Below are 14,966 nucleotides of genomic sequence, written 5' to 3'. Positions count from 1 at the left end.
AGTCGCGGCGCCAGTTCATCTCAAAAGAAAAAGGGGCCTCGCGGCCCCTTTGTCGTTCACCAGCGGCGCCAATGATGGTGGCGATGGCCCCAGCCCCACGGGCGCGGGCCGTAGAAGCGTCGCGGGCCGCCGTAATAGCCGTAGGCGCCGTAATAGTTCGGACGCCAGAAGCAGCGACCCCAGGGGTTGCATACCCAGCGCACCTGATCGACGTCAGCGGCCGGACCGCTTGCAATCTTGTCCGCCTGCGGGATGCCATTCGGCATGGCCGCGAGCGCCTCGCCCGACGCGAGCGTCACACCGCCGATGGCAACCAGAGCAAGAACAGCAGATTTCAGTGTCATCGCGATCTCCCTCGTTGTGGCGGGAGAACTTTCGTCAGATCAACTGGTTGCAACCGCGCGGAGTTGCACGAGGAATTTAATCTTCCTGAACGTCGGTTCAGCTTCAACGCCCCTGGAACTGCGGTCTGCGCTTTTCCATGAAGGCCTGCCGGCCCTCGCGAAAATCCCGGGAATCCATGCAGGCGTTGCCGATCGCCTTGATCGCGTCCATGTCGCGCTGGCTCTCATCCTTCAGCACCTGTGCGATGGTGATCTTGGCGGCCTTGATCGCGAGCGGGGCGTTCTGCGAGATCGTCTCGGCAATCGTCATGGTCTCGCCCCAGAGCTCGTCGACCGGGAACACGCGCTCGATAAGGCCAATGCGCAGCGCTTCGGCGGAATCGATGCGCATGCCCGTGTACATCAGGAGCCGCGCCCAGGACGGGCCGACCAGCGACACCAGGTGGCGGAGGCCGTCAAAGCCATAGGCGATGCCGAGCTTGGCCGCGGGAATGCCGAACTGGCTGCCGTGCGCGGCGATGCGGATGTCGGCGAGCATCGCGACCTGCATGCCGCCGCCGAGGCAAAAACCCTCGATGCAGGCAATCGTCGGCTTGGGATAGTCTGCGAGCAGTGCGCGCTGGGCGGCGCTGCGCCTGGCATATTCCTCAGAGGCCGCCGCGTTGTGCCGGGTCTTCTCGAACTGGCTGATGTCGGCGCCGGAGACGAAGGCCTTACCGCCGGCTCCGCGCAGGACCACGACGCGCACCGTCTCGTCGTCGCGCAAGGCGGTCAGCGCCTCGCCAAATCCCTCCCACATCTCCAGCGACATCGCGTTGCGCTTGTCGGGATTGTTGAAGGTGATCACGCCGACGCCGTCGGTGGTGTGCTGGAAAATCTTGCCGTCCGCGTAGGGGGTACCGGTCGTGCTGAATATGTCGGACATCGCGCGCTCGCTCGTCATGTGCGAGGGGCAATGTGCTGCGGTGGCGCTTCCGGGGTCAACCGCGGCAGGGTGGGCGAGTCTGCATCCGCCTGTACCGGGATTGCATGGCGCGTCGTCCCGAGTGTCGCGCGTGCAAAGAAAAGGGGCGGTCGTGCCGCCCCGCAAAGGCCGCGCGCAAGCGCGCGAGCCGGAATATGATCGTTCAATCCGGCCGCGTCCCCGCGACGCGGCGGATTGAAGATCGGCCGTAAAGGCCAGACCGTCGACCGGTCTCAGCTCTCGTTCGCCGCGATCGATTCCATCAGCGAGACCAGCTGACGCTGCACGGTCTGGTCCTTGATCTTGCTGTACGCGCGCAGCAAGCGGAGGCTGAAGGCCGAATCGAGGAACAGCAGGCTCTCGACTTCGCGCGCCTTGTTGTCACCGTCGTAGAAGAAGGTCACGGGCACGTCGAGGGCGGAAGCGATCTGCTGCAGACGAGCCGCGCCGACGCGATTGACGCCCTTCTCGTATTTCTGGACCTGCTGGAAGCTGACGCCAAGCTTCTCGCCGAGCTCGGCCTGCGAGATCTTCATCTCGACGCGCCGCAGACGAATCCGCTTGCCAAGCTCGATGTCCGGCTTGCCAGCGCTGCGCTGCTTCATTCTTTTCGCCGCTGCTTTCATCTTCGTTTTCACCTTTGTTCTTCGGTTGAAAATCCCCCGAAGAGCTGGGTCAGGGGTTCGCCCATATACGAGTCCTTGAATTCATGCGGATGCACGAACTCTTCCTTAAACCACGGGAAGCGAGCTGGACTGAAAGCTTCGATCAGCCAATCAATCATGTGCCGCACGCGCGGAATACGGCCGCTACCGGGATGGTAGGACAACCAGATATCCAGCGGTCGGTTCAACTCGACCTCCAGTGGAATCAACTTCCCGCCAAGCGCAATGGCGTAGCTCGGAAAGACGCCGATGCCGGCGCCATTCGCGACCGCCCAGTAGTTGGCGCTTGAGACGTTGGTCTTCATGACCAGAAGGTCACGTTCCGACACGCCCGGGAAGAAGCTCTCGAAGGATTCCTTGGCGGCAAGCTGGTCGGCGAATTGCAGCACCAGGCGATGCTTGATCAATTCCGCCGCCGTGCGCGGCGCGCCATGCTTCTCGATGTATTTCTCGGAGGCCCAAAACATCAGGTGCATGCGGCCGAGCCGCACCAGCTTGATGTCGAGCGCGGAGGGACGCGACAGATGGATGGCGACGTCGGCCTCGTGGCGCGAGACGTCGGCCGAGCGCATCGCGCAATGCAGGTCGACCAGGATCTTCGGATAGGCCTGCTGGAATTCAACCAGGCGCGGGGCGAGCCAGAACGTGCCGAGCCCCTCGGTGACGGCGACGCGCACCTCGCCGGACAGGGCGTTGGCCATCGAATCGCTGGCGCGCAGCACGTCGAAGGTGGCGGCCTCCATGCGCTCGACGGCGGAGACCACCAGCGCGCCTTCATCGGTCAGATGGGTGCCGTGGACGTCACGCGTGAACAGTGTGGTGCCGGTCTGGCGTTCGAAATCGTCGATTCGCCGGCGCACGGCGTTGATCGACAGCGACAGGCGCTCAGCCGCCGATCGGAAACTTCCGCATCGGACGACTTCAAGGAATATGCGAGCGGCATCCCAATCAGAGAGGCCGCTGAGATTTGTCTTTGGGCGTTCCGCCACAGGAACGCCCCTTTCCGCCAAGGAGTGCATACAATTTCCTTCGGGTGGCTAAACTGGCAGAATCTGGCGCAAACCACAACTACTGCGAGTTGGGGGATGATGAGTTTTGAACGTCATCCTTACTACGTCGTGGGTGGTATCTGAATGCTGCCAAGGCTGGGAATCGGGCGGACCATCGCCCGGATGAGGGGTGTGGCGTGAGTTCCGTTGCGAGCCGTGAAATGGCTGCGGGATTGCAGGCGCTGTCCGTAATGAATGTGCTTGCGCGAAAGCCGGCGCCGTCTCCTTCAATGGATCAATCACAGCGGGCCGGGCGTTTGCTCTCGGACTGCTTCGATCGCGGCCAACGGCGCAGCGCGGCGAAGTTAGCCAGAACCGCTGTTCCGCGGCAGAAACCCACTGAAATCAGGTTCAGAGGCGCTGTGGCCTCGTGCTATCCTCCGTATTCCATGGGGGCCGAAGGGGTCGTCACCAACACGTCTCGCAGGCCGAATTAACGGAAAGAACGCCGGTGTCGCATTCAGACGAACAATTGCAGTCGGTGCTGGAAACGCTCGAGGGGTGCCGCAGGGTTCTCAACGCGTGCGACAGCCGTGAGTCGGCCGAGCTGCTGTCGATTGTCATCCTCGACGTCAGGATGAAACTCAAAGGAATTGACAGTGCCGAACTCAAGGCACTGTGCGACGAAATGTTGCGGAGCGCTGCGAGCGAGCCGCCGTCCCCTTCCAAGCAGACGCAGGACCAGCCCCGGCGTCCGCTGCTCCGCGTGGTGAAGTAGCCACGCCGCCGAATCTCGCTTTTTGGCGAGGTTTGTGCGCGTCCCGATGCCGCACCTGTGATCGCAGGCGGCATCGGGAGGAGCCCTGGTTTGGTGCGCCTCTGTTGCGCATTCTCCGGCATCGGTTACACCAGAGCCGGTTCGGCTCCTGGCCGCGCGCATTCCCGGCGCGCCGCACCGGTGCCTGAGATGGCTCAGACGGCATCATGCAAAATGTTTCGATCCCGGCGGCGCTGATTGCCGGCCTCGTCAGCTTCCTCTCGCCCTGCGTCCTGCCCCTGGTCCCGCCCTATCTGATCTACCTGACGGGCGCCACGATCGAGCATGTCGAGAGCGACGAGCCGGGCTCGGCCTCCAAGCGCGCGATCATGATGTCGGCGCTCCTGTTCGTGCTCGGCTTCTCCACGGTGTTCGTCGCCCTCGGCGCCAGCGCCTCGCTGATCGGCGGGCTGATCCGTGCCTGGTCGGCGGAGCTGTCGATCCTCGCCGGCATCGTCATCATCATCATGGGCCTGCACTTCCTCGGGCTGACCCGCATCGGCCTGTTGATGCGCGAGGGACGGCTGCCGATCCCCAAGCCGGTCGGCCTCTGGGGCGCCTATATCATGGGGCTCGCCTTCGCCTTCGGCTGGACGCCCTGCATCGGCCCGATCCTCGCCGCGATCCTGTCGATCGCCGCCGCTGAGGCCACGGTGGCGAAGGGCGCGGGCCTGCTCGCGGTCTATTCGGCCGGTCTCGGCATTCCCTTCCTGATCGCCGCGCTGATGATCGAGCAGTTCTCCGCGCTGTTCGCGCGCATGAAGGGCCATCTCGTCAATGTCGAGCGCGCCATGGGCGTCCTGATGGTGATCACCGGCATCGGCTTTCTCACCGGCGCGGTCTCGAATGTGAGCATCTGGCTGCTGGAGACGTTCCCGGCGCTGCAGACCATCGGGTAGGGCGCAATCCGGAAAATGCCGGCGCGCTGATCGCGCCGGCCTCGTCGTGTGCAACTGCTTAGGGTTTGAACACGTAGCCCGGCGAGATCGCCGCCGTCTCCGGGATCGGCGGCAGATCGGCGAACAGTTCGGGACGATCCTTCATGACCTTGAGAATGTGCTTCGGCTCGATATGCGCATTGACGTCGAAGGTCGATTTGAGGATGCCGAGGCGGGAGAGCCGATCCTCGGCGCTCCACAGCGCGCGGTAATTGTTCGCCGACAGCCGGCGGTCCGCCTGCTGGATGTTGAACTGCATCGCAGCCTCGGCGACGTCCTGCTTCAGCCCCGGAATCCAGCGCGTGGCGACTTGCGCCGCCTGCTTCGGGTTCTTGCGCATCCATTGATCGGCTTCGGAGACCGCGGCGAGGAATTTCTCGATGGTCTCGCCGTTGGCCTGCACCCAGGGGCGAAGCGCGACGTTGAATCCGATATAGGAGATCACGTCGCCGCCCCTGATGATCTCGACCGCGCCGGGCACATCCTTGCCTGCAACGATCGGCCAGGGATCCCAGCCCGAGAACGCGTCGATGCCCTTCGCGAGCAGGGCGACGGTCATGTCCGGCGGCGGCGTGTTGACCAGCGTCACGTCATCGGGCTTCAGCCCGGCCTTCTCCAGCGTCGCCAGGATGTAGAGGTGGTTGATCGTGCCGAAGGAGGCCGCGATCTTCTTGCCCTTGAGCGTCGAGAGGTCACCCTTGACGATGCCTGAACCTTCACGCGCAATGATCGCCATGGTGGCATCGGAGCCGGCCTTGGTGGCGTTGCCGCTGTAATTGCCGAGTGCGACAAGGTCCATGCCGCGCAGCACGGCGCCGATCATGGGCACGCCGACCTGCACGATCTCGCTCTCGCCGGCCTGCAATGCGTTCAGCGCGTCGACGCCGGTCGCGTAGGGGCGTGCGATCGTGACATCGAGCCCGTACTTCTCGAAGAAGCCGCGCTCGAGTGCGATCGGCAGGCCGATCTGGTCGATGCCGGTGACCATGCCGGCCTTCAGTTTCGTCGGGGTCTGGGCGCTCGCCGGCACCATGCCGGCCAAGAGCGCGATTCCGAGCAGCAAGAGTCGTTTCATATTCTCAGCCTCCCTCTTTTATCGGCCCCACCGCCGTCACCCAATAGGGGCGGGCGACGGCGTTGAGGTCCGTTCGTTTGACACCGCGCAGTTCGATCGAATGCTCGTCTGTTCCCGAGACGCGTCCATATTGCTGGAATGCGAGTACGTGGAAGCGCTCCGGCGTGAACGGCAGCTCGATCTGCACGTTCACTTTTTCCGAGGTTCCCGTTAGCTCCGGCGAGATCTTTCCCGGCGCGGCGACCGTCAACCAGAGTTGAAACAGCGCCCATGCGGCAATCGCGCCGAGCACGATGCGGCCCTTGGGCGAGCGCAGGGCGTCGGAAGCGATGCTCATGCCGCGCGCACCATCTGAAGCACGCGCGCCGAGAGCTGCTTGAAGTGGTCGTCCTTGACGAGGTCGTCCCAGACGCGGGGACGCGGCAGGTCGACCGCGATCTCGTCGAGCACGCGTCCCTTCGACAGCACGACCACGCGGTTGGCGAGAAACACCGCTTCCGGCACGTCATGGGTGATGAAGATCACCGTCGGCTTGCGCTCCTGCCAGATCCGGGTCAGCTCCTCCTGGAGCGTCATGCGCGTCTGCGCGTCGACGCTGGCGAACGGTTCGTCCATCAGCAGGACGTCGGGATTGTTGGCGAGCGCGCGCACCACGCCGACGCGCTGCTGCATGCCGCCGGAGAGCTCGTTGGGATAGCGGTGCGCCGCATGCGACAGCCCCGCCAGCGCGAGATATTCGCGCGCGATGCGGTCGCGCTCGGCCTTCGGAACGCCGCGCATCTTCGGGCCGAAGCCGACATTGTCGAGCACCGTCTTCCAGGGAAACAGCGCGAACGACTGGAACACGACGCCACGCTCGGGGCCGGGCCCGTGCACCGGCTTGCCGTCGAGCAGGATGTCGCCCTTCGAATAGGGAATGAAGCCGGCGATCATGTTGAGGATCGTCGTCTTGCCGCAGCCGGACGGGCCGACCACGGAGATGAACTCGCCGGGTTCGACGTCCAGCGAGACGTCGTGAACGGCGGTGACATGCGCGCCTGCGTAAGGATCGAAATAGGTCTTGCCGAGATTGCGCAGCGAAAGCGTCTTCATGATGTCACCAATCCCCAGCGTTGGCCGGTCACGCGCTCGAGCGGCGCGAGGACCCAGGCGTCCACGATGTACCAGAGCAATCCGAGAATGATCATGCCGAGCAGAATCTCGACGGTGGAGCCGGCGCGGCGGGCATCGAACATCATGAAGCCGATGCCCGATGTGCCGACGATCATCTCGACTGCAATCAGCGCGCGCCAGCCATAACCGAGGCCGTTGCGCAGGCCCGTGATGATGTTGGGCAGCGCGCCCGGCAGCGTCACCTCCCAGAGCACCCGCGCGCGCGAGGCACCGAGGCTCAGGGCGGCGCGCGCGAGGTCGCGCGGCACGGATTCGACCCCGAGCACGGTGTTGAGCACGACCGGGAACAGCACAGTGTAGACGATGACGAAGGTCATCGTCGTCAGTCCGAAGCCGAACCAGATCAAGAGGATCGGCAGCCAGGCGATGTCGCCGATCGCCTGGAAGAACAGCAGCACCGGCCAGCAGATCCGGTGCGCCCAGCGGCTCGTGCCGATCAGGATGCCCAAGGGAATGCCGAGCGCCATGCCGAGGGCGGCGCCGGTCGCGAGCCGGATCAGGCTGTCCTGGAGATAGTCGGGCAGGATCCCCTTGTAGGTGAGCGTGAAGAACGCGCGTACTACGTCGGCGGGGCCCGGGAAGAACGCGCGCGGAAACACCCCGGCCTCGCTGACCGCGGTCCACAGCGCGAGCACCGGGATGAAGGGAATGATGGCGGCGATCCCCGGCCAGCGCCGGGTCAGGCGGGTGTAGCCGCCCCAGATTTGCAGCAGCAGGTTCATGCGCGCCTCACCAAGCCCCAGCGTTCGATGGTCGCCCGTTCCAGCGGGACCAGCAGCAGACGGTCGATCAGTAGCCAGAGCACGCCGATCACGATCATGCCGAACACGATCACCTCGGTGCGGTAGAAGTCGCGCGCCACGAACAGCATGTAGCCGAGCCCGACATTGGTCGCGATCATCTCGGCGGCGATCAGGCCGCGCCACGCAAAGCCCAGGCCGGTGCGGATGCCGGTGACGATGTTGGGCAGCGCGCCCGGCAGCAGCACTTCGGTCAGTAGCGCCCAGCGGCCGGCGCCGAGCGAGGCGGCAGCATTGCGCAGCGTGTGTGGAATGGTCCTGACGCCGAGCAGGGTGTTGTAGGCGACGACGAAGAACACGGCGTTGAAGATCACGAAGACGATCGCGCCGAAGCCGTAGCCGAACCACAAGGTTGCGATCGGGATCCAGGCGATGCCGGCGAGCACCGAGAAGAAGCGGAATAATGGCGTGAGAAAAGCCGCCACCGTCGGGCTCACGCCCATGGCGATGCCGAGCGGTACGGCGGTGGCGATGCCAATCAGCGTGCCGAGGCCGACGCGAAGCAGGCTGGCGCCGACATGGGCGAACAGCGTGCCGTCGCGGATCGACTCCATGGCGGCCGCGCCGACCGCACCGACCGAGGGAAACACGCGCGGATTGACGTTGAACAGCGGGACCACGATCGCCCAGATCGCCACCAGCGCAAGCAGCGGTGCGACGAACATCGCAGCGCCCGCCAGCGAATTGACGCTGCGGATCAATCGCGACGATCGACCTTTCAGACTGCCCGTCACCTGCATTTGACCTCCCTGACGTTCAGCTATGCCTGTGCCGGCATTTCACGCTGATCATTCCTAACATCGTCGCCGTGTCTCGCGCGATCGCGGTTGCCCGTCGGTTGCCACGACCGCGACCTCGGGCGGAGCGAGGATGTGGGACGAGCCCTTCCTGTCATGGTCCACGACGTTGCCTCCTGCTCTTGACGCTCGACGTCCTGGTCGCGCGCACGGCCGATCCGTCCGTTTTCCGAGTTGCCGCGGCGATGACTGTCTTCCGGTTCGAGAGCTTCAACCGGGTGTAGCCGAGCAGGCGTTCCATCGCGGCGCGCGCCTTCTCCGGGTTGGCGCTCTCGATGGCCCGCGCCGCCGCCACGTGGTTCGGCAAATTGTCCTTGAACCAGCCGCCGGGGCTTCCGACGGCAACGGTGAAGACGGTGCTCAGGATGGTGTCGATCGCGCTGCGAAAGCCCTGCAGTACCGGGTTGTGGGTCGCATCAAGGATGGCAAGATGGAAGGCCTTGTCGGCCGCCAGGGCACTGGCCTGGTCCTTTGCGGTCTGCATCGCGGCCAGGGCCGTATCGATCCGCCAGCGATCGTTCCTGGTCGCGCGTTCGGCCGCAAGCGCTGCGGCTGCAGGCTCGATGATCGAGCGCACCTCCTGGATTGCCAGCAGGAGGTCGCGATCCGGTTCGTCCTGGCCGACGAGCCAGCTCAGCACGTCGCGATCGAGCAGGCTCCATTCGTGGCGCGGCAGCACTTGCGTGCCGTGGCGCGGCCGCACGCTGACGAGGCCCTTTGCGGCGAGCGTCTTGATCGCCTCGCGCACCACGCCGCGCCCGACGCCGAAACGGGCTTCGAGTTCCGGCTCCGGCGGCAGGGTGGTGCCGACGGGAATGAGATCCTGGGCGATCTCGCGGCCAAGCGTCGTCAGCACGGCGCGGATGCGGCCGGGCTTGATCAGTTTGTCGGCTGGGCTCGGCCGCGCTCTTGCCACCGGTTTGTTTCTCCCCGCCGGCCTGTCCCGGCCGGTTCATTTGTCCTGGCTGCCGCCGGCAGCTTCACATTCATCCGATGTTTAACATCGGATGATTGCGTGGGGCGAGCGCAATTGTCGCAGGATGGGTCGTATTGCGCTGCGATATGGCCCGGGCCCGGAGCGGCTACCGCGCCTCGTCCAGCGTACAGACCACCGTGCAGACCACGCCGCGCGGCAGGAAATCGACGGTGGCCTCGCCGCCGAGCTGGTCGCGTGCGCTGCGCTCGATCAGGCGCGAGCCGAAGCCGCGCTGTACCGGCGCGGTCACCGGCGGTCCGCCGATCTCGGTCCAGATCAGGCGCAGCCGCGGTTTCGGAGCATCGGCGACGATCTCCCAGTCCAGCGTCACCCGGCCGGTCTCGTTGGACAGCGCGCCATATTTCGCGGCGTTGGTGGCGATCTCGTGCACGATCATCGACAGCACCACGGCGAGCCGCGGCGACAGCGGTACGGCGGGTCCGGCCATGCGGATGCGGTCGGGACTGTTCATCAGGAACGGCTGAAGCGCGCGGGCGATCACCTCCCGCAGCTCGGAGCCCGCCCATTTCTCCTGGCTCAGCAAATTATGCGCTTCGGCCAGTGCGCCAAGCCGTCCCTCGAATTTCATCCGCTCGTCCCGGCTGGCGCTGCGGAAGGTCTGCACGGCGATCGCCTGCATCAAGGCAAGCGTGTTCTTGACGCGATGGTTGAGCTCATCGATCAGGAGATTGTGCAGCATCTCGCCGCGCGCGATCGTGGTCGCCATCCTGACCGCGAAGGTCAGGCCGGTCAGTAGCAGGATGCCGCCGATCAGGCTGGTGATCGCGATGTTGCGCCAGAGCGGCGCGATCAGCGAGCTTTCGTCGACGCCGGCGGCGATCGTCCAGCCCGTCAGCCGCGATCGTGTGTAGGCCGCGGCCAGAGCGACGCCGTCGAGTGACACCGTCGGGAGCGATGCCTCGCTGCGGCGAAACATCTCGGCATAGAGCGAGGGCGAGGCGCGCTTGCCAAAAGTCTCGCTGGGGTTCGGCGCGCGCGCAAACACGATGCCCTTGGTGTCGAGCAGAGTCACGGTCCAGAGCGGGTCGGGCCGTTGCTTCTCCACCAGCTCCTGAAAGATACTGATCGGCGGGCTGAAGCAGAGGTCGTAGATCACCTCGCCGTCGCGGAACACCGGAACCTCGACGGTGAGCACCTGCCGCCCGTTGATCGCGCCGGTGAACAGGTCGGAATATTGCGGCGACCTAGTCGCAAAGACCTTTTCGATGATCTCGAGATGGCCGCGTGGCGGCAGGCTTGCGGTGTCTTCCGTTGCGGAGGAGAACAGCAGCTGGCCCTTGCGATCGGAGATCAGCACCAACCCGCCCTTGCCATATTGGTCGACGAAGCCGAGCGCGATGCGGCGGAAGTTCTGGAAGTCGTCGTTACGCAACGAATTCGTCAATGCAAGGACTTGCAAGCCGCCGGTCATCCGCTGCACCTCGGAGTCGAGCACGAGGCGCATGCTACGCACGTTCTCCAGCACCCGGCGGGTCGCGTCGCTTCGATCCTGTTTGTAATTGTAGAGCACAATGCCAACCGCAAAGACGATCAGCGGCAACATCGTTCCCGTCACCAGAAGAGCGAGCCGGACCGGCAGGGTGAGCTTTGACAAACGCGGGCGTCCCGGTTCCGGCGCAGCGGCGCCGGATTATGATTTTGGGCAGACCATACGTGCGGGACTTGCGCGGCGCCATGCTTTTCGCAGTTGGCGAGCAACGAGATGTTGCAGCGCAGTCCGGGATACCCGCACTTCAGCTCATGCGGAGTGCGGTCAGGAGTGGCGATCCGGGCCTCTCAATGCGGGTTAAGTCCGGGTTGGCGACCGCCTTCAAGACGGCCGCCTCACGACTTGATCAATCGATTTCCTGAACCACTGTGCGCGAGCCTGGGTCCACAAGCATCACGCGATCGCCGGAATACACGTAGCGATACTTGGTGAGCGAGGGACCCCAATCGGACGGCACGGCCTCCAGCTCGACGTCGCCCGGCACTGTCGCGCCGACGATGATCTTTTCCTTTGTCGTGATCGGGCGAAGGTGATGCTCGGTGACGTAGGATTTGATCCTGGTCCGGTATTGCGGCTCGATCTGAACCGCTGCCGCGTGATCGGTTCCGGTGGTGGTCACCACGGTGGATTGCGCGAAGTGAAGGTCTGCACGTCAAACTGAGGAGGATGACAAATGCCAGTATTGATCTTGTGGGCTGTGCGGGCGAGCGGGTCCGTGCGGGCAGCGCACAGGTCCGCTCTTGGTCCGCCTCCTGCGAGAGTGCTACTGCGCCCATGCGGACTGGCCGCGCCGGCAGGAGCGCGAGTTGCAGTGCAGCAGGTGTGCCGGGCGTAGCCCTGCGACGAAGAATACCTCCAGCGCACGCGAAATGACTTCCGTCCGGCCGACGTTTTTCATACGCTTCCCCTTCGCCAGCCGCATACCGGCTGCGCTCACGGCCCGGCTACAGGGCCGGAGCATCAAAAGGGAGGGGAGACGATGAAGCGAAGGTCATTTCTCGCTGGTATCGGTGCGACCACTGCGGCGGCTACGATTGGGATGCCGTCGATCCTCAGGGCGCAAGCGCCGATCTCGCTGAACGGCGCGGTCCAGTTCAACGACGACCACGCCTTCAACCGAGCACTGCTCCGGTTCGAGGAGTTGGTGAAGAAGTATTACGGCAAGCCCGTCAACTTCACGCTGCACAGGAACTCCTCGCTCGGCCTCGAGAAGCAGTATTTCGAGTACATGTCGCAGGGCAAGGCGGTCGATTACGGCATCGTCTCGCCGGCTCACATGTCGACCTTCGCCAAGGCGGCCCCCTTCATCGACGCGCCCTTCGTGTTCAAGGGCATCGAGCACATGAACAAGGTCGTCGAAGCCAACATCCTGGCGCCGATCGCTGACGAGGTCGCGGCGAAGGCCGAGGTCGTCCTGATCGGTTATGCCGGCGGCGGCATCCGCAACATCTTCGCCAACAAGCCGCTCAAGAATCTCGCCGATCTCAAGGGACTCAAGGTTCGCGTGCAGGGCGCACCGATCTGGTCGAAGACCTTTGCGGCGGTCGGCATGAGCCCGACGGTGATCGCCTATAACGAGATCTACAACGCGATCCAGAACGGCGTGATATCGGCCGGCGAAAACGAGGCGGCCGGCGTCGAGGCGATGAAGTTCTACGAAGTCGCTCCGCATCTCAACCTGACCCAGCACGCCGTGTCGATCCGGCCGATCTGCTTCTCGGTGAAGACGCTGAAGACCCTGCCGAAGGAGTTGCAGGACGCGATCATGAAGGCCGGCAAGGAGGCCGGCGACTACGGCCGTCAGCTCGAGTCGAGCGAAGAGGTCGTCAAGCTCGACACGCTCGAGAAGGCCGGCAAGCTCAAGCGCGTTCCCTTCGAGGAGCGGGACGCCATGAAGAAGCTCGCCGACCCCGTGATGGCCACCTACGCCAAGGAAATCGGTGCGGAGGGCATTTTCGAGAAGATCAACGTCGTCTGAGGTCTTTGCGTCCGCCGACAGCATCTCCGGGCAAGCCCCGCTTCTTGCCCGGAGCTGGCGGATGAGTTGCTGCACGGAGCCCCAATGTCTGAAATGCCCGTCCCGTCCACACCGTCGCTGTGGCGTCGCGTCTCGGCGGCCTATGCGAAGCTGCTGGAATTCCTGCTGGCCGTCTGCGTCGGCGTCCTGGTTGTTCCGGTCACGCTGCAAATCATCTCACGCTACACGCCCTTCATTCCGTCCTACATCTGGACGGAGGAGATGGCCCGCTTCCTGTTCGTCTGGACGATCATGATCGGTGCCATGGTCGGCGTGCGCGAAGCGCAGCATTTCGAGGTCGATGTGTGGCCCGATTTGTCGCGGCGGTCGGAGGCTGCAGTGCGAATCCTCGCGCGTCTCGGCGTGCTGGCGCTGGCGCTGGTGTTCGTGTCGGCCGGCCTCGAGTTCACCCGCTTTGCCTGGAACAGAACGTCGGAGCTGGCCGATCTGCCGCTTTGGCTGATTCACGTCGCCTGGCCCGTTGCCGGAGTCACGTGGATCGTTTTCGCGGGTGAACAGATCGTCGATGAAATGCGCATTCTGGTTGGGGCAGGGCGATGAGCGGCAATGTACTCTCCGCCGGACAGGCCGCGATGGTGCTGTTCGGGGTTTTCATCGGCCTGCTCATCGCGCGCGTGCCGGTGGCCTTCGCGCTCGGCCTTGCCTGCGTGCCGATCCTGCTGATCGAGCCGCATCTGTCGCTGATGACGCTCGCGCAGGAGACCTTCAATGCGTACAATTCATTCATCCTGCTGGCGGTGCCGTTCTTCCTGCTGACGGCGAACCTGATGAGCATCGGCGGCATCACCGACCGCCTGGTTGCGCTGTCGCGCTCGATGGTCGGTCACTGGCCGGGGTCGCTGGCGCAAATCAACGTCGTGCTATCGGTGTTCTTTGCCGGTATCTCCGGCTCCTCGACCGCCGACGCGGCGAGCCAGTCAAAGATCTTCATCGATGCGCAGACCAAGGAGGGCTACGACCTCTCGTTCTCCATTGCCATCACGGCGGTGTCGGCGGTTCTGGCGGTAATCATCCCGCCGTCGATCCTGATGATCGTCTGGGGCGGGCTGATCTCGACCTCGATTGCGGCGATGTATCTGGCCGGCATCGTGCCGGGCCTGCTGATCGCGGGTGCGCAGATGGCGACGGTGCATGTCTATGCCGTGCGCCGCGGCTACCCGACCTATCCGAAGGCGACCTGGGTCGAGATGCGATGCGCCATCTGGCAGTCGATACCGGCCATGATGACGCCGTTCATCATCGTTGGCGGCATCCTGCTCGGCTGGTTCACCGCGACCGAGTCCGCCTGTGTTGCGGTGCTCTATTCTGTCGTGCTCTCAGCATTCTTCTATCGCGAGACGGGTCTACGCGAATTGTACAAGGCGTTGCTCGATACCGGGCGCCTCGCCGGCGTGGCACTGTTCTGCGTCGGCACCGCAAGTGCGTTTGGCTGGCTGCTCGCCTACTACAAGATCCCTCACGAACTGCTGGCCAATGTCTCGACATGGGGCATGGGCGCTGTTGCGGCCGGCTTCTTCATCTCCTTCTGCTTTCTGGTGGTCGGCTGCTTTCTCGACGCCATCCCGGCCATTATCATCGTCGGCACCGTGCTGGAGCCGCTCGCCAAGTCGGTCGATCTCCATCCGGTCCAGTTCGCGATCATCTCCATCGTATCGCTGGCCTTCGGACTGGTGACGCCGCCCTACGGTCTGTGTCTGATGATCGCCTGCTCGATCGCGGGCGTGCGGCTGCGCTATGCGCTGAAGGACACGGTCATCATGCTGATTCCGATGCTGCTCGTGCTCGCGGCAGTCATCGTCTGGCCCAGCGTGTCGCTGTTCCTGCCGCGTCTGATCGTGCCGGAGATGCTTAAATGAGCGTCTGATGGCGCGATCCCGCGG

At 64.3% G+C, this 14,966-nt stretch carries 17 protein-coding genes; 5 read left to right on the top strand and 12 right to left on the bottom strand.

The window, feature by feature from the left end:
* Positions 1 to 56: 56 nt before the first annotated feature.
* The 4 genes from GGD67_RS36150 to GGD67_RS36135 form a co-directional block, all read right to left on the bottom strand.
* On the bottom strand, positions 57 to 344 hold the full coding sequence (locus GGD67_RS36150) for a hypothetical protein (protein WP_179739562.1): 288 nt from the start codon (positions 342 to 344) through the stop codon (positions 57 to 59).
* A 103-nt stretch (positions 345 to 447) separates the two neighbouring features.
* Positions 448 to 1,269, bottom strand: a complete 822-nt coding sequence (locus GGD67_RS36145) for an enoyl-CoA hydratase (protein ID WP_179739559.1) — start codon at positions 1,267 to 1,269, stop codon at positions 448 to 450.
* 272 nt (positions 1,270 to 1,541) lie between these two features.
* On the bottom strand, positions 1,542 to 1,913 hold the full coding sequence (locus GGD67_RS36140) for a helix-turn-helix domain-containing protein (protein WP_020608151.1): 372 nt from the start codon (positions 1,911 to 1,913) through the stop codon (positions 1,542 to 1,544).
* A 29-nt stretch (positions 1,914 to 1,942) separates the two neighbouring features.
* Positions 1,943 to 2,992: a LysR family transcriptional regulator gene (locus tag GGD67_RS36135; protein ID WP_018322767.1), complete on the bottom strand. Its 1,050-nt coding sequence runs from the start codon at positions 2,990 to 2,992 to the stop codon at positions 1,943 to 1,945.
* Positions 2,993 to 3,473: 481 nt separating this feature from the next.
* On the opposite strand from GGD67_RS36135, the gene GGD67_RS36130 reads away from it, so the two are divergent.
* Positions 3,474 to 3,740 (top strand): hypothetical protein, encoded by a 267-nt coding sequence (locus tag GGD67_RS36130; protein WP_018322768.1) that lies wholly within the window; start codon positions 3,474 to 3,476, stop codon positions 3,738 to 3,740.
* A 206-nt stretch (positions 3,741 to 3,946) separates the two neighbouring features.
* A complete protein-coding gene (locus tag GGD67_RS36125; protein ID WP_018322769.1) occupies positions 3,947 to 4,678 on the top strand; it encodes a cytochrome c biogenesis CcdA family protein in 732 nt (243 codons plus the stop codon).
* A 58-nt stretch (positions 4,679 to 4,736) separates the two neighbouring features.
* Here GGD67_RS36125 and GGD67_RS36120 read toward each other — a convergent pair whose 3' ends face one another.
* From GGD67_RS36120 to GGD67_RS39640, 8 genes are all read right to left on the bottom strand, one after another.
* A complete protein-coding gene (locus GGD67_RS36120; protein WP_091965682.1) occupies positions 4,737 to 5,792 on the bottom strand; it encodes an ABC transporter substrate-binding protein in 1,056 nt (351 codons plus the stop codon).
* Between the two features lie 4 nt (positions 5,793 to 5,796).
* The gene (locus GGD67_RS36115; protein ID WP_104462951.1) at positions 5,797 to 6,129 is read right to left on the bottom strand and encodes a hypothetical protein; all 333 of its coding nucleotides are present in this window, start codon (positions 6,127 to 6,129) and stop codon (positions 5,797 to 5,799) included.
* Positions 6,126 to 6,884 (bottom strand): ABC transporter ATP-binding protein, encoded by a 759-nt coding sequence (locus GGD67_RS36110; protein WP_028143059.1) that lies wholly within the window; start codon positions 6,882 to 6,884, stop codon positions 6,126 to 6,128. Before GGD67_RS36110 ends, GGD67_RS36115 begins: the two co-directional genes overlap by 4 nt.
* On the bottom strand, positions 6,881 to 7,687 hold the full coding sequence (locus GGD67_RS36105) for an ABC transporter permease (RefSeq protein ID WP_018322773.1): 807 nt from the start codon (positions 7,685 to 7,687) through the stop codon (positions 6,881 to 6,883). Before GGD67_RS36105 ends, GGD67_RS36110 begins: the two co-directional genes overlap by 4 nt.
* Positions 7,684 to 8,505: an ABC transporter permease gene (locus GGD67_RS36100; RefSeq protein WP_038947001.1), complete on the bottom strand. Its 822-nt coding sequence runs from the start codon at positions 8,503 to 8,505 to the stop codon at positions 7,684 to 7,686. The genes GGD67_RS36105 and GGD67_RS36100 overlap by 4 nt, the downstream gene beginning before the upstream one ends.
* A gap of 151 nt (positions 8,506 to 8,656) precedes the next feature.
* On the bottom strand, positions 8,657 to 9,478 hold the full coding sequence (locus tag GGD67_RS36095) for a FadR/GntR family transcriptional regulator (protein WP_018322775.1): 822 nt from the start codon (positions 9,476 to 9,478) through the stop codon (positions 8,657 to 8,659).
* 166 nt (positions 9,479 to 9,644) lie between these two features.
* Complete coding sequence (locus GGD67_RS36090) at positions 9,645 to 11,102, bottom strand: sensor histidine kinase (protein WP_049815119.1); 1,458 nt, start codon at positions 11,100 to 11,102, stop codon at positions 9,645 to 9,647.
* A 292-nt stretch (positions 11,103 to 11,394) separates the two neighbouring features.
* Complete coding sequence (locus tag GGD67_RS39640) at positions 11,395 to 11,667, bottom strand: DUF1236 domain-containing protein (protein WP_312013840.1); 273 nt, start codon at positions 11,665 to 11,667, stop codon at positions 11,395 to 11,397.
* Between the two features lie 360 nt (positions 11,668 to 12,027).
* Here GGD67_RS39640 and GGD67_RS36080 point away from each other — a divergent pair, with 360 nt between their 5' ends.
* The 3 genes from GGD67_RS36080 to GGD67_RS36070 all read left to right on the top strand — a co-directional run bounded on the left by GGD67_RS36080 (position 12,028) and on the right by GGD67_RS36070 (position 14,942).
* Complete coding sequence (locus GGD67_RS36080) at positions 12,028 to 13,026, top strand: TRAP transporter substrate-binding protein (protein ID WP_092259690.1); 999 nt, start codon at positions 12,028 to 12,030, stop codon at positions 13,024 to 13,026.
* A gap of 84 nt (positions 13,027 to 13,110) precedes the next feature.
* Positions 13,111 to 13,626: a TRAP transporter small permease gene (locus tag GGD67_RS36075; RefSeq protein ID WP_179739648.1), complete on the top strand. Its 516-nt coding sequence runs from the start codon at positions 13,111 to 13,113 to the stop codon at positions 13,624 to 13,626.
* The gene (locus tag GGD67_RS36070; RefSeq protein WP_179739554.1) at positions 13,623 to 14,942 is read left to right on the top strand and encodes a TRAP transporter large permease; all 1,320 of its coding nucleotides are present in this window, start codon (positions 13,623 to 13,625) and stop codon (positions 14,940 to 14,942) included. Before GGD67_RS36075 ends, GGD67_RS36070 begins: the two co-directional genes overlap by 4 nt.
* The last annotated feature ends 24 nt before the right edge of the window (positions 14,943 to 14,966 follow it).

The sequence above is a fragment of the Bradyrhizobium sp. IAR9 genome (assembly GCF_013408065.1).
GTDB lineage: Bacteria > Pseudomonadota > Alphaproteobacteria > Rhizobiales > Xanthobacteraceae > Bradyrhizobium.
Note: the sequence above shows the minus strand (reverse complement) of the source record. Positions and strands in the feature narration are given on the sequence as shown.